Source organism: Paenisporosarcina sp. P5_A11, from assembly GCF_056400705.1.
Window position 1 is genome coordinate 18955 of the sequence record NZ_JBFUKT010000017.1, and the last position, 14455, is coordinate 33409.

Annotated in this window: 15 protein-coding genes, 1 rRNA gene and 1 riboswitch; of the genes, 5 read left to right on the forward strand and 11 right to left on the reverse strand. The window is 41.0% G+C overall.

The annotated features are described in order from the left end of the window. Positions 1-19: 19 nt before the first annotated feature. A complete protein-coding gene (locus AC1DOS_RS05235; RefSeq protein WP_477536630.1) occupies positions 20-961 on the reverse strand; it encodes a PfkB family carbohydrate kinase in 942 nt (313 codons plus the stop codon). 103 nt (positions 962-1064) lie between these two features. Between AC1DOS_RS05235 and AC1DOS_RS05240 the strand changes: the two genes are divergently transcribed. Then, on the forward strand, positions 1065-1628 hold the full coding sequence (locus AC1DOS_RS05240; protein WP_477536631.1) for a GNAT family N-acetyltransferase: 564 nt from the start codon (positions 1065-1067) through the stop codon (positions 1626-1628). 150 nt (positions 1629-1778) lie between these two features. After that, positions 1779-2546: a FixH family protein gene (locus tag AC1DOS_RS05245; RefSeq protein WP_477536632.1), complete on the forward strand. Its 768-nt coding sequence runs from the start codon at positions 1779-1781 to the stop codon at positions 2544-2546. 162 nt (positions 2547-2708) lie between these two features. Here the strand turns inward: AC1DOS_RS05245 and AC1DOS_RS05250 are convergent, their stop codons facing one another. From AC1DOS_RS05250 to AC1DOS_RS05265, 4 genes are all read right to left on the reverse strand, one after another. Then, positions 2709-3107 carry a hypothetical protein gene (locus tag AC1DOS_RS05250; RefSeq protein ID WP_477536633.1) on the reverse strand — a complete coding sequence of 133 codons (399 nt, stop codon included), beginning with the start codon at positions 3105-3107 and terminating at the stop codon, positions 2709-2711. Between the two features lie 74 nt (positions 3108-3181). Continuing rightward, positions 3182-4561 (reverse strand): sensor histidine kinase, encoded by a 1380-nt coding sequence (locus AC1DOS_RS05255; protein WP_477536634.1) that lies wholly within the window; start codon positions 4559-4561, stop codon positions 3182-3184. Continuing rightward, the gene (locus AC1DOS_RS05260; RefSeq protein ID WP_108585891.1) at positions 4558-5232 is read right to left on the reverse strand and encodes a response regulator transcription factor; all 675 of its coding nucleotides are present in this window, start codon (positions 5230-5232) and stop codon (positions 4558-4560) included. Before AC1DOS_RS05260 ends, AC1DOS_RS05255 begins: the two co-directional genes overlap by 4 nt. A 4-nt stretch (positions 5233-5236) precedes the next feature. Continuing rightward, complete coding sequence (locus tag AC1DOS_RS05265; RefSeq protein ID WP_108585890.1) at positions 5237-6064, reverse strand: YihY/virulence factor BrkB family protein; 828 nt, start codon at positions 6062-6064, stop codon at positions 5237-5239. A 310-nt stretch (positions 6065-6374) separates the two neighbouring features. Here AC1DOS_RS05265 and AC1DOS_RS05270 point away from each other — a divergent pair, with 310 nt between their 5' ends. Together AC1DOS_RS05270 and AC1DOS_RS05275 are read left to right on the forward strand one after the other, a co-directional pair. Beyond that, positions 6375-6809 carry an SRPBCC family protein gene (locus AC1DOS_RS05270; protein WP_477536635.1) on the forward strand — a complete coding sequence of 145 codons (435 nt, stop codon included), beginning with the start codon at positions 6375-6377 and terminating at the stop codon, positions 6807-6809. Then, positions 6809-7171, forward strand: coding sequence for an ArsR/SmtB family transcription factor (locus AC1DOS_RS05275; RefSeq protein ID WP_477536636.1), 363 nt, complete (start codon positions 6809-6811; stop codon positions 7169-7171). The genes AC1DOS_RS05270 and AC1DOS_RS05275 overlap by 1 nt, the downstream gene beginning before the upstream one ends. 76 nt (positions 7172-7247) lie before the next feature. Here the strand turns inward: AC1DOS_RS05275 and AC1DOS_RS05280 are convergent, their stop codons facing one another. The 5 genes from AC1DOS_RS05280 to AC1DOS_RS05300 all read right to left on the reverse strand — a co-directional run bounded on the left by AC1DOS_RS05280 (position 7248) and on the right by AC1DOS_RS05300 (position 11942). Further along, positions 7248-8324: an iron-containing alcohol dehydrogenase family protein gene (locus tag AC1DOS_RS05280; RefSeq protein ID WP_477536637.1), complete on the reverse strand. Its 1077-nt coding sequence runs from the start codon at positions 8322-8324 to the stop codon at positions 7248-7250. 15 nt (positions 8325-8339) lie between these two features. Then, entirely contained in the window at positions 8340-9173 is an 834-nt protein-coding gene (locus AC1DOS_RS05285; RefSeq protein ID WP_477536638.1) for a MetQ/NlpA family ABC transporter substrate-binding protein, read from the reverse strand. A 17-nt stretch (positions 9174-9190) separates the two neighbouring features. Continuing rightward, the gene (locus AC1DOS_RS05290) at positions 9191-9862 is read right to left on the reverse strand and encodes a methionine ABC transporter permease (protein WP_477536639.1); all 672 of its coding nucleotides are present in this window, start codon (positions 9860-9862) and stop codon (positions 9191-9193) included. Continuing rightward, positions 9852-10865 (reverse strand): methionine ABC transporter ATP-binding protein, encoded by a 1014-nt coding sequence (locus tag AC1DOS_RS05295; protein WP_477536640.1) that lies wholly within the window; start codon positions 10863-10865, stop codon positions 9852-9854. Before AC1DOS_RS05295 ends, AC1DOS_RS05290 begins: the two co-directional genes overlap by 11 nt. Before the next feature lie 103 nt (positions 10866-10968). Continuing rightward, positions 10969-11077, reverse strand: a riboswitch (SAM riboswitch). 70 nt (positions 11078-11147) lie between these two features. After that, positions 11148-11942, reverse strand: coding sequence for a carbon-nitrogen family hydrolase (locus tag AC1DOS_RS05300; protein WP_477536641.1), 795 nt, complete (start codon positions 11940-11942; stop codon positions 11148-11150). A gap of 85 nt (positions 11943-12027) precedes the next feature. Here AC1DOS_RS05300 and AC1DOS_RS05305 point away from each other — a divergent pair, with 85 nt between their 5' ends. Then, positions 12028-13191 (forward strand): aminotransferase class I/II-fold pyridoxal phosphate-dependent enzyme, encoded by a 1164-nt coding sequence (locus AC1DOS_RS05305; RefSeq protein WP_477536642.1) that lies wholly within the window; start codon positions 12028-12030, stop codon positions 13189-13191. 1005 nt (positions 13192-14196) lie between these two features. Here the strand turns inward: AC1DOS_RS05305 and rrf are convergent. Next, positions 14197-14312, reverse strand: a 5S ribosomal RNA gene (rrf, locus tag AC1DOS_RS05310). Positions 14313-14455: the final 143 nt, after the last annotated feature.

A 14455-nucleotide genomic window follows, 5' to 3' on the forward strand; every position in this document is an offset into this window, starting at 1 on the left:
AACAGTCAACGGGCGATTTTTATGTTATCTTCAATTCACTCAGTCTTGGCAAAGCCGTTAATGCACCCGCTTTTGTGGCAGCAAGTGCTCCTAGATGATTTGCAAATTCCGTACAACTAACTAATGACTCCATAGTTGTCGGCAAACCATTTATATGCACATACCGCAAAACGCCTGCCATAAAAGCATCGCCCGCTCCTGTCGTATCCACAGCAACGACGGGTTCAACTGGAACATGTTGAACTTGTCTATTTAAAACTGCATAAGTACCGTCTGCTCCCGCAGTAATTAAGATAACAGGGATGTCCAGATGGGCAATCTTTGCAAGGCCTTCTTCAACTGAATTCGTTTCAGTTAAAAACGTCAGTTCGTCTTCTGTGAACTTCAACAAATCTGCATCCTTGAAAAATGATAAAATCGTTTCCCGACATTCAGCTTCACTTTTCCAACGTAATGGACGAATATTTGTATCGAAGGAAAACAATACATCATTCTTCTTCGCGTATTCTACTGCTTTTCGAGAAGTTTCCAGCGCTGTCGGTTGAAACATCGTTCCTGAACACAAATTTAGAATGGATGCCTTTTGGAATGCTTCTTCCTTTAAGTCGTGCACAGCTACTTGGATATCTGGTGCCTCATCAATATAGCGATGGAAAATACGATCATGGTCTTCTGTTAAATGAACATATACTCCACTCACACGCTTTTCAGGCTCAAGTATTGCATAATCCATAATGACATCCTCAGCTTCAAGTTCACCTCGAACAAATTCAGAAGTTGCATCGTCTCCTGTAATGGTAATAAACGCGGAAGGCACACCTAATCGGGCAACACCTACGGCTACATTGACTGTCGCCCCGCCTAAAAACATTGAAAATGATGAATTTGTTGTATCGTCTGCAATGTAGTCGACAAATGCATCGCCGTAAGTGAGGACGTGGGTTTTATTCGATTGAACCATGACCATCATCCTCCTCTATTTTAATAGTTCTAGATTACCATGAACCCCGCTATAGATGGAACTTCAATATTTTTGGTATAGTGTCAACAAGGAGTTGATTGACATGAACATAAATATACGAAAAGCAAGACCTGCAGATGCAGAAGGTGCCGTCCCCCTCATCATCGATGCGATTGGTAGCATCGCTGAACAAATGACTGGAGAAACTGATTCTACTGCCGTACAGCAAGAGCTCATTCAGTTATTTAGACGTGAAGACAATCGTCATTCGTATTTAAAGACGATCATTGCAGAAAAAGCCGATGAGATTATGGGCGTGATGGTGCTCTATTCTGGATTAGACGCCATTGAGTTAGATTCTAAATTAGTAAATTGGTTGCGGCTGAAAACGGGCGATAACATCGTCATTCCACCAGAAGCACGTATAGACGAATACTATATCGATACAGTCTGCGTTAACCCTGAATTCCGAGGACTAGGCATCGGTAGTTTATTACTAACTCAAGCTGAAGAAATTGCTCGTGATTCTGGCTTTTCTAAAGTAGCTCTCAACGTAGAACTTGAAAAAGAAGCTGCCATCCGCTTATATGAGCGTATTGGCTACCACAAAGCAGAACCTTGGGAAATCTATGGTGGTAACTTTCATCACATGTTAAAACCCCTATAGTTTTCATTGGCTAAACAACTACAAATACACCTCTGTGTCTTTTTTATGACATTCTTTTCCATGCAATCACACGTTTCGAGTTTTGTCACAGCTGTTTCCGTGATTATTTGATACAATGGCTTCAAACAACGAAAACGAGGAGCATGACATATGAAACGATTTTTAGCGATAGGGTCCATTCTTACAGCCCTTGTACTTGGTGCATGTGGAACAAATGAAGAACATAAAGATCACAGTGCAACTTCGTCAGATGAAGTGCCTGAAATATTAGAAGTTGATTTAACAGTTCCTGAAACAGCGGCTGCCGGCGAAGCAGTTACCTTTACTGCTGCTGTTACACAAGGTAAGGAAATCGTTGAAGATGCAGATGAAGTAAAGTTTGAAGTACTGAACATAAGTTCTGGCGAAAAAGAGATGATTGAGGCTTCATTAAACGAAGATAAGCTCTATACCATTGACTATACATTTAAAGCTAATGGTACCTATGATATCACGTCCCATGTAACAACTCGCTCTATGCATACCATGCCAACGAAACAAATATCAATAACAGGTGGCGAAGAAGCGGCTAGTACAGTGACAGAAGAACAGGCAGCACATGGTGAAGTAGCAGATCATCATCACGGGAGCGTTGCAACCATTGGCTTTAAAGAAGGAACGACTACCGTTGGTGAAGCAGTCATGTTAGAAACTAATGTTACATTAACAGAAGAACCACTTGAAGGCGCACGCGTACAATACGATATTGTTCGTAGCGATACGGAACAGCATACGTGGTTGGAAGCACCCGAACAAAAAGCGGGTGTTTATCAAACAGAATTCACCTTTACAGAAGCAGGCACTTACGAGATTGAAGTGCATGTGACAAAAGGTGACGACATACACGAACACGTGAAAAAGAAATATACCGTGAAATGAATTTTAAAGGGTTATCCAGTAGTGCTTGTCTCTAGTGGATAATCCTTTTTTGATACACAAAATGAGGAGCCCCTGTTGCGAGCCCCTCATTATTTATTTATACTTCACGATTCCAGTGACGGTGTGCCGTAATTTTTTCTCTTTCCACATGGTTTTCATCAGCTACTCTTTCTTCGCTGGTTGAATGCAGAAAGTTACCGCTACAAACAAGGCAAAGCTAATAAGTAATGTTGTTCCGCCAACAATATAAAATACAAGTGAAAATGCTTCAGGTAATCCAAGAGGTTGCATATTTTGGAGCCACATGCCTACCGTTAACCCAATGGCTCCTAAAATCGCTGACCATGCATGAATGTTAACCAACTTCGGATATTTTACTTCAAATAATTTATAGAATACGCCCCAACTAAAAACTGACAACCAACCTACAACTAAAATATGTGCATGAATCGGACGGAACGCGTACGATCCTGTCCCCGCCATATGTGAACCTAAATAAGCACCTATAATACCAAAAACCGCGGCAATTCGGATTAGACGAATACTCCATCTTTCTTGCATGTGTATGTCCACCTTTCCTTCCTTAAGATGGGTTCATCTTACCACGCGAAGATGAACCCAATATGAACGAGGTATTACAGTTTCGGGAGCGTGATATGAATGAGTGTTCCTACTCCAAGGTCACTTTCAATTTTCACTCTACCTCGGTGGCGCTTCACGATCTCACTGACAATGGCTAGTCCTAGCCCAGTACCTTCTTTTTCTCGAGTGCGAGAAAGATCTGCTCGGTAAAACCGGTCAAAAGCTTTTTCAGATTGTTCTTGTGTCATCCCGATTCCGGAATCTTTTATAGTTATGTGAAGTTCATCTTCCAGCTCATATCCATTGATATGAATAAAACCATTTGGCTGATTATATTTCACTGCATTTGTTAAGAGGTTTTCCCATACTTGCATCAACATATCTGGATTGCCCTGCGTTATTAGTTCAGGCATGTCCATTCGTACATCCAGTTGAAGATCTTCAAAACGCCATTCATTCTGACGTATGGTCCGTTCGATCTGCTCTTTGACCGAGACACGTATAATCGTTGGTTGATACGATTGGTGGTCTAGTGAGGTTAAGTACAGCAGTTGTTTCGTCAATGCTGACAACCTCTTACTCTCTAGCTCCACAATTCCGGCATAATTCGCTCTGTCATTCTGAGTGACAGACTCATCGGCTAGTAGTTGAGCATAGCCTTGAATATTCTGCAATGGCGATTGAAAATCGTGCGATACATGACTCATAAAATCTTTTCTGACTTGATCATTCTCTTTCAAGCGATCAGCCATGATTTGAAAACTTTTTGCCAGTTGGCCAATTTCATCGTTACTCGAAATGGCGATGGACCCATCAAAACGTTCGTTTGCCATCTTCCTTGTTGCTTCCGTTAAAACAGTAATTGGTTGAATCATTCTTCTTGCGACAATTAACATAGCAAGCAAACTTAAAATAAGCATGGCTGCTGCCAAACCGCCTAGTAAAATATGCACTTCTGTAAATAACATCTTAATGTTTGGTCGAATAAACAATGCGTATCTTTCATCTTTGTACGTAACAGGGACACCCACCGTATTCGTCAATTCGTTAGAAAAAAAGCCTGTCACAAATGTTTCTTTAGGAAAATCACGCATGCCGTGATAGATTTCTCCATTAAGCACGGCTTCTTTTATACTTACCGGTAAAGAGGATTCTCGAAAAGGACCACCATAAAAATTGTTATCCCCTGATTCATTGGCCATAAATAATTGATAACCAGAGCTACCAAATACCCCAAGCGATTCCCCTAACGGTACGGTTGGATTTTGTTCTATAAAAGTAGCCATCTCTTGTGCAATTCCTACATTTTTTAAGTCATTTTGTTCTTTTAATTGTTGGTGGTAATATGTATTGACCAATAAAAAACCAATCGTCGCGCTACCTATCATAATGGCTAATGTCAAAACAATAAACTTACTGTATAAAGATTTCATGACCGAGCCTCCAGCTTATAACCAATCCCTCGAACCGTTACAATTTGTACGTCTGAAACAAATCCGTTCAAGCGTTCTCGTAAGCGTTTTATATGAACACTTAAAGTCTGTTCATCACCCGGATAATCGTATCCCCACACTTGTTCCATCAATCCACTACGTAGAAATACATTGCCTGGACTTGAGGCAAGCAGTGCGAGCAATTCAAATTCTTTTAAAGGCAACCATTTAGTTTCGGTACCATTTGAAATATCAAACTTCTTCCGATCAATTATGAGAGACCCAACCTGCCTACGTATTTCATTAGGATGTGCACTTCGTCTAAGCACAGCGCCAATTCGAAAAAGTAGTTCCTGCGGTTCAAACGGCTTAACAACGTAGTCATCTGAACCTGCGAGAAAGCCTTTTTCTTTATCTTCCAACTGACTTTTAGCTGTAACCAGAATCACGGGTAGGTCAAAGTCGTCTCGAATCTTTTTGGTCAATGAGAACCCATCCATACCTGGCATCATCACGTCAACAACGACTACATGCGGCCACACAAAAGGAATCAATTTAAGTGCACTTTCTGCATCTCGTGCTTTTTCAACACGGTATCCTGCTTTGGTTAAATGAATACTCATAAGTGTTAATATATTCGGATCATCATCTACTAGTAAAATTGTGCGCATCTGCTCACCTCTTTCTTTTGACCTTCAGCGTGCGAGCGTTCCTAACTTCTGCAATGAGTAAACCAGACAATAAAATGACCACAGCGGTTAAGTAGAACCATAAAACAAGTACGATGATTCCGGCAAGTTGACCATACAATCTCGTGTAATTCACAGTTGAAACGTAGTCTGCAAAAAGTAACGAAACAACTTGCCAACCTATCGCTGACAACAAGGCACCAGGCCATACATCACGGAAAGTAAGCCTTTCATTTGGTACAATTTTATAGAACAGAAGAAAGAATAGAAACAAAAATATGGAACCTAATCCCCACTTCACAGTTGGCCAAATATAGATCCACCCTTGCCAGTCATCAACCGTACCTGCTGACGATACCACCCAGTGTAAACCACTTTCTATGAACGGTAAAAATAACGATAGCGGTACAAGTGTCATAAACAAAAGTGTTACGCCAAGATCTCGCAGTAGTCCTTTCCAATAAGGAAGTGTGCTTTTCATGCCATTTGCTTCATTTAATGCACGTGCAAGAGCCTGTACAGCCATGGATGAAACCCAAAATGCAGCAATTAAACTAAGTGACAAGACGCGCCCTTTATCCGCTGTTAATATATTCGTTACATTGTCTTCTATGAGTGCGAATGAATCCCCTGGAGCAAAAGGTCTCAAGAAATCTAAGATTTGCTGTGCATCTACTGGAAAAAAGCTTATAAGTGACAAAATAAATAGTAAGAATGGAAATACCGATAAAAGAAGAAAATAAGCTGTTTGTGCGGCTTCATCGAAAAACCGCTCAGTGAAAAACCTCACGAAAATACGTGTAACGATCTTCATTTACTGTTCCTCCAAGTTTGTTCTTAAAGTCATTGTGACGGAAACATATGCCATTGGGCAAGAAAAAACCCCATACAAAGTGTACCAGGCTGAAATGTGCCATGACTTACCTAAAGATATTTTTTCCAATAACCAGCGGATAAACTACGAATAATTGGATAAGTAATATGACTCTTCATATGAACATCCTATGATTTAAGAATGTTCTTGATGTGGAATTTCTATGCCTCACCTTGACATGAAACCAAATGGTGTTATACATTAATATATACAACCAACTGGTTTCATATTATTGAAAGAAGGCGAATTCATGGAGACAAACAATCAGAATGTACTACCAGATATTAAGCAAACAGTCATTTTTAATGCACCCATTCAAAAAGTATGGGATACCGTATCAACTGCAGAAGGAATCGCATCATGGTTTATGCCAAATGATTTTCAAGCGAAAGTCGGACATGAATTTCATGTCCAATCGCCATTCGGTCCATCACCATGTAAAGTCGTTGAATTAGATGCTCCTAATCGACTTACTTTTACTTGGGACACAGAAGGATGGATTGTTACTTTTATATTAATAGAGGTCAGTGGTAAAACTGAGTTTACCCTTATTCATAGTGGTTGGAAACAACCAGATGCTATCCTTCCAAAAGCAAATGACAAAAGCTCAGTTATCCGCGACAGAATGGATCATGGTTGGATGGGGATTGTTAATGAACGACTTAAAAAAGTTGTTGAGGAATAGTGGCTAATTCAGCAGAAAAATATGATGTATTCCAAGCTATTGCTGATCCAACCCGTAGAGAGGTACTTCGCATACTTACTGGAAAAGAGTTACCCATCTCAAAAATAACATCTCATTTCACTATGAGTCGTACAGCCATTGCAAAACATCTTCATATCCTTTCAGAAGCAAAGTTAGTCAGTGGACGAAAGGTAGGGAGGGAAAAACTCTATCAGTTACAACCAGAACCTTTAGAAGAATTAAAACAGTGGCTTTCTTTTTACGAACAATTTTGGAACAACAAATTATCAATACTTAAACATGTTGTTGAAAGTGATGGAGAAAGTAGAATACACGTCATTAAAACCGAAGTTGAGAAATAGTAATAACAAAGTTGACATAGAGAAAGACCGACAAAGTTTTTATGTCGGTCTTTTTTAAATAATCGAATTCATGGTTTTACAAGAACCTTGACTCTAAATGTCGCATGACTTGTGCCACTTCAGTAGCTGTTATTTTTTCACTACGCATGTGATGAATGGACTCTTCATTTCTTGTGGATTGTTGTGCAATATCATCAATCCATCTACTCGGAATATTTAAATCATAAAGCGAAGTCGGCAAACCCAGTTTCTGATAAAACGGACATAGTCGCTCAACTTCACTTTCCTTCTGTTCGAGAAGCAATTGAACCAAAATGCCATAAGCCACTTTATTTCCATGTAATGCTTTATGTGACTCTGGCGCAATGGTCATGCCGTTATGTATGGAGTGCGCACCTGCGACTCGACCATAGCGATCACCAAATCCGCCTACCATTCCTCCAAGCATAATTATCGATTCAATTACTCTGACGAATGCATTTGACACTTTTGCTTCTTTCGCATCATCAATGGCTTCTTCTGCATGTTCAAACATTTCTTCTGCACATAACCGCGCAGTATGATGAGCGACCTTTAGCGCAACCGATGGATTGCTTAACTTGCTAATTTGAACGTCTGCTTCATACCACTTAGCTAATGTATCTCCAATGCCTGCGACGAGAAGTGGAATGGGGGCTTCCACTAAAATTCGTGGCTCCACAAGAAGGATGTCAACACTCATTGGATACACATCATAGTGTGTCATCATACCTTCATCAGAATAGATAACACTAAGCGGTGTCCAGGGTGCACAGTTCGAAGCGAGCGTTGGAATTAAGATTGCCTTGGTTTCACTCGTGTAAGCTACCGCTTTTACGACATCCAACACTTTTCCGCCTCCCACACCAATAATTGCATCTACGGAATGACTCTGTGCTAGCGCAGCCACTCTGGAGATTTCAGTTACTGTACACTGACCTTTATAAAAAACGTGCGATACATGAATGCTTTTTAGGCTGGGAAAATAGTAGCGTGCCGCATACCATGACTTCACACCTGAAACTATGAGTACACGTTTGATATTTCTAGACACTAACTTGTCTTCAAGTTCATCTAGCGCCCCACTCTTACAAACATATTCAGTCGGTGCTCCGCGAATAATGATGTCTTCCATAAGACTCCTTCTCTCTTAACGGTTTTTCATCCACTCAGGTTTACCAAAACCTTCAAATTCTGAGTCGATAATTCCTTCAAATTCAGGTGCTTCTACGATTTCCACTAAGTCTTTCGCAAGTTGCGAGTCTTTGTTTGCAGTCGTAACAGCCACGAGGTTACGGTAGAGATCAGGCATGTTCTCTAAAATTAACGCATCTCGTAATTTCATATCTGCTGCTAAAGCGAAGTTTCCTGGAACTGCTGCTAAATCTGCACCATCTACTGAACGAGGCAGTTGACCTGCTTCAATTGGTTGGAACACTAAATTTTTCGCATTGGTCTTAATATCTTTCTCTGACACTGTCAAAGGCTCTGCATTTGAATCTAATTCTATTAATTTATGATCTTGTAAGATTAGGAAAGTACGGGCCGCATTGACTGGGTCATTTGGAATCGCTATTGTTGCACCATCTTTCACTTCTTCTATGGATTTATATTTATTAGAGTAAATGCCCATTGGTGCTGTTGGCACTGTGATTAGTCCAGTTAATTCCATATCATTTTCTTTCGAGAAGTTCTTAATATAAATGGAGTGTTGGAAAAGGTTAGCGTCAATATCTCCATTGTCTAGCGCAATGTTAGGTTGAATGTAATCGCTGAATTCAACGATTTCTACTTTGTAGCCTTTTTCTTCAAGAGCTGGTTTAATAGCCTTTTTCAACATGTCGCTGTAAGGACCTGCTGATCCACCTAATTTTACTGAATTATCGTTATCCACATTACCTTTAGTTTCTTCGTCACTTCCTCCACATGCTGCAAGAGCCACTACTAGTACCAGTAACATAATCGAAAATATAATTTTTTTCATCTCTGTCTCTCTCCCTTTTATCGTTTATCTATTGCTTTAGACGTCCAGTCACCCAACTGTTGAATGATTTGAACGAGAACAATTAAAATTACTACCGTGACAACCATGATTGTATTGTCATAACGGTAATATCCGAACCGTATTGCCAAGTCTCCAATTCCGCCGCCGCCTACTACCCCAGCCATTGCGGAGTAAGCAACTAGGCTAATGATGGTCATCGTCACTCCTTGCACAATGCTCGACTTCGATTCTGGCAATAACACATCTTTGATAATCATCCAAGGGGTTGCTCCTACTGCAACTGCAGCTTCAATAACGCCTTTATCAATCTCTCGGAGTGATGTTTCAACAATTCGCGCGAAAAATGGAGTGGCCGCAACCGATAAAGAAACACTAGCTGCTGCTGGTCCAATCGTTGAATCAACAAGCAATTTGGTTAATGGTATAAGTGCAACTAACAAAATAATAAACGGAATCGAACGTACCATATTTACAATAAAACCGAGTATTCCTTTTATAATTCGATTTTCTAAAAACAATCCTCGATCGGTAATGAAAAGTACAATACCAAGGGGTAATCCAATCACAATCGCAACCGTCAGTGAAATCCCAATCATATACATCGTTTCCCCAAATGCTTTGAGTATGTCTGGCCATAATTCAATCACGTGCTGGATATCAATGCCCATTTCGAATCACCTCCACTTGCGCTCCGCGTCCTTCCATATACGTAATAGCTCTTTTAATATTGTCTGGATGTCCTTGAATTTCCATTAAAAACAAACCTAGCGGCACTTCTTGTATGTATTCAATCGAGCCGTGCAAGAAATTCCCACGTACTTCAAAATGCTGAACCATATCTGAAATAACACCTTCACCCGCCACATCACCTTTAAACATTACTTTTACAATACTTCCAGTAACTTTATCCAAAATGGTTTGTGGCACTTCAAATGACAGCACGCTACTAATAAATTCTTTAGTCAGCTCAGCTTTTGGATTTGAGAAAATCTCGTATACTGACCCTTCCTCCACTACTCGCCCATCTTGCATGACTGCCATACGGTCACAAATCTCTTTCACTACATTCATTTCATGCGTGATTAACACAATCGTGATGTTTAATTCGCGGTTTATCTTTTTTAGCAATCGTAGAATTGATAAAGTTGTGTTTGGATCAAGCGCAGAGGTTGCTTCGTCACACAATAACAAGGAAGGGTTATTTGCAAGTGCACGTGCTATTCCAACACGTTGTTTTTGCCCTCCACTCAGTTGTGCTGGAAACACATCTTTTTTATCAGTTAAACCAACCATCTCAAGAAGCTCCACTACACGAGACGTCATTTTTTCTCTTGGTGTGTTTGCCGCTCTTAATGCGAATGCAATATTTTCAGCTACTGTCTTTTGACTAATCAAGTGAAAGTGTTGAAAAATCATGCCGATTTTCAAGCGCGCCTTGCGTAATTCTTCTCCCTTTAATTTTGTTAGATCAAGTCCATTTACTTCAATCTGGCCACTGGTTGGTCTTTCGAGTAAGTTGATACAACGGAGTAAAGAACTCTTGCCAGCTCCGGAATACCCCACAATTCCGAAAACTTCCCCTTCAGAAATGGTGAGATTAACTCGATCCACACCCATTACCAGGCCATTTTTTGTTTTGTATTCTTTAGATAAATCATTTATTCGTATCATAACAACAAGCTCCTTTTTACCTTCTAGAAAACACAATCCGTAGACTTTAACAAAATAAAAAATGCCCCTTTCATTATGAAAGAGGCACCGAAAAATGGATTTTGGGTTATCTTTCAGAATGAAATCATTCTGTAGGAATTGGCACCTTCCCAGCTATTGCTGGGGGTTGCCGGACGTCATAGGGCCTATCCCTCGGTCTCTCTTGATAAGTTTCCATATGTAGTTGTATTTGTTGCTCGAACTAAATCTTACGATGTTTATTAACGAGTGTCAAACCTTTTTTCACTTTTCAAACAATGGTAGATAAAGTGACGGTCTTCGATCTTCATACACAGGGATACGTGTGCGCACTTCTTCAACTTCGGAAAAATCAACATCAATTACCGCGTATTCTTCATGTTCAGTACCGGTCCACAACACTTTCCCCCACGGCGCAATAATCATGGATTGGCCATTAAACTGATTGTTTGGATCAGAACCAATACGATTCACTGCAATTACGAAACATTGATTTTCTATTGCACGCGCTTGAAGTAAGATCTTCCAATGATCAATGCGTGTCGACGGCCACTGTGCTGGAATGAATAACACCTTTGCTCCTGCTAATGCATGTGCCCGTAACCATTCGGGAAACCTTAAGTCATAACATATGACGCCACCAGCTTGGATAGAACCTAAAGAAAACATATTTTCCTTATTTCCTGCTTGTAGGTATAGATGTTCATCCATCAAACGGAACAAATGCGCTTTATCGTATTCACCAACAAGCTCTCCATCGTTCGAATATACATACATCGTGTTGTAGAAGTTGACTCCTTTTTTCGTTGAAACCGAACCACCTACGATATGAATGTGATGTGTTCGCGCCAAATCAGAAAGAAATTTTTTCGTACGCTCTCCTTCAATGTCGGCAAGGTTTTCTAATGCTGTTAATGCATAAGCAGTATTCCACATTTCAGGTAAAACAACGAGCTCTGCACCTTCACCAACTACTTTTTCAATTAATCTTTGAACATTGCAAAAATTTTTTTCAGGTTCAGCAAACGCTACGTCGAGCTGAATGCAAGCGATTTTCATGGATACACCACCTATAGACAAGTTACTCAAAAGGTTATAAGATTTGGCTGACGATTGCAACTAATTTAGAAAATGAGGAAACGCCATGGAACTCTCGAAAAGACTACAACAATTACCTCCACAATTTTTTGCTTCTCTTGTACAAAAAGTAGGAGCTGCAGTGGCACAAGGTCGCGATGTAATTAATTTAGGTCAAGGTAACCCTGACCAACCAACACCTCCACATATCGTAAAAGCACTACAAATAGCTGCTGAAAATCCTGTTACTCATAAATATTCGCCCTTCCGCGGAATAAGCGAATTGAAAGAAGCAGCAGCTGCCTTTTATAGACGTGAATATAACGTTGACATCGATCCACTAACAGAAGTCGCTGTATTATTTGGAACAAAAATCGGGCTTGTTGAATTGCCTATGGCCGTATTAAATCCGGGAGATTGGATGCTACTACCAGACCCTGGATACCCAGACTATATGTCAGGAGTAATGATGGCCGACGTCAACTATGAAACGTTACCACTTATAGCAGAAAATAATTTTTTACCTGATTTCAATATGCTTTCTGAAGAAAGTAAAGAACGCGCGAAACTTATGTATCTTAACTACCCAAACAACCCGACAGGAGCTACGGCAGACCTCGAATTCTTCAACGAAACTGTAGCATTTGCTAAGGAAAATGGAATTGCTGTATCACATGATTTTGCCTATGGAGCCATTGGATTCGAAGGAATAAAACCGGTAAGTTTCTTACAAGCAGACGGTGCAAAAGACATCGGAATTGAAATGTACACCTTATCCAAAACATACAACATGGCAGGATGGCGCGTAGGATTTGCTGTAGGAAATGCACAAATAATTGAAGCCCTTAACTTGATACAAGATCACATGTTTGTAAGCCTATTCCCAGCTGTCCAACACGCAGCCGTCGCTGCTTTAAATGACAATCAAACATGTGTGCAGGAATTAGTTGATCGCTATGAAAAGCGTCGAAATGTATTCATCGATGCATGCAACCGTATAGGATGGCAAGTAGAAGCCCCCCAAGGCTCATTCTTTGCGTGGTTGCCCGTTCCAACGGGATACACAAGCCAAAGCTTCGCAGATAAGCTGTTAAATGAAGCAGATGTAGCCGTAGCCCCTGGAAATGGCTTTGGTGAATTTGGTGAAGGCTATATTCGTGTTGGCCTATTAGTAGACGAGGACCGTTTAGAAGAAGCCGTTCAGCGCATTAGTAAACTAGATATTTTCTAACTTGGCTAGCTAGTTAGGTTAGACCAGACATATGAACACAAAAAAACCGATACCCTTTAACAGGTATCGGTTTCTAAATTGCCTAGCGACGTCCTACTCTTGCAGGAGGACCCCTAAAGCTACCATCGGCGCACGAGCTTAACTTCCGTGTTCGGGTTGCGAAAGACGATGAACGGCAAATTTCTTCGTCACCTGCGGGCTTCTCGTTTCTCGCGTATGGAATACGCTCCGAGACTCGCCCCCTTGGTTCCTCGAACTCTTTGTTCCTCCTCTTTCTCACACACCTTCGAATCTATAGAAAATTGAATACAATAAAATCAGTACCTCTCGGTACCAGTTTCTCTTTGAAAAGTCCTAGTCCCTYATAAACAAACACAAAAAAGCCRATACCCTTTAACAGGTATCGGCTTTCTAATTGCCTAGCGACGTCCTACTCTTGCAGGGGGAGACCCCCAACTACCATCGGCGCACGAGCTTAACTTCCGTRTTCGGGYKGCGAAAGACGATGAACGGCAGATTTCTTCGTCACCTGCGGGCTTCTCGTTTCTCGCGTATGGAATACGCTCCGAGACTCGCCCCCTTGGTTCCTCGAACTCTTTGTTCCTCCTCTTTCTCACACACCTTCGACTCAATAGAAAAAATGAACACAAAAAAACCAGTACCTTTCRGTACCGGTTTCTTAATTGCCTAGCGACGTYCTACTCTTGCAGGGGGAAACCCCCAACTTAAAGAGCTTAACTTCCGTGTTCGGGCTGCGAAAGACGATGAACGGCAGATTTCTTCGTCACCTGCGGGCTTCTCGTTTCTCGCGTATGGAATACGCTCCGAGACTCGCCCCCTTGGTTCCTCGAACTCTTTGTTCCTCCTCTTTCTCACACACCTTCGAMTCWATAGAAAATTGAATACAATAAAATCAGTACCTCTTTTTCTCTTTGAAAAGTCCTAGTCCCTCATAAACAGACACAAAAAAGCCGATACCCTTTAACAGGTATCGGCTTTCTAATTGCCTAGCGACGTCCTACTCTTGCAGGGGGAAACCCCCAACTACCATCGGCGCTAAAGAGCTTAACTTCCGTGTTCGGTATGGGAACGGGTGTGACCTCTTTGCCATTATCACTAGACTTATTGAGTGTTTGTTCACTCAAAACTGGATAAACGGGCCATTGAAAGCCATTCAAAATTGTGGTTAAGTCCTCGATCGATTAGTATTCGTCAGCTGCACACGTCGCCGCGCTTCCACCTCGAACCTATCTACCTCATCGTC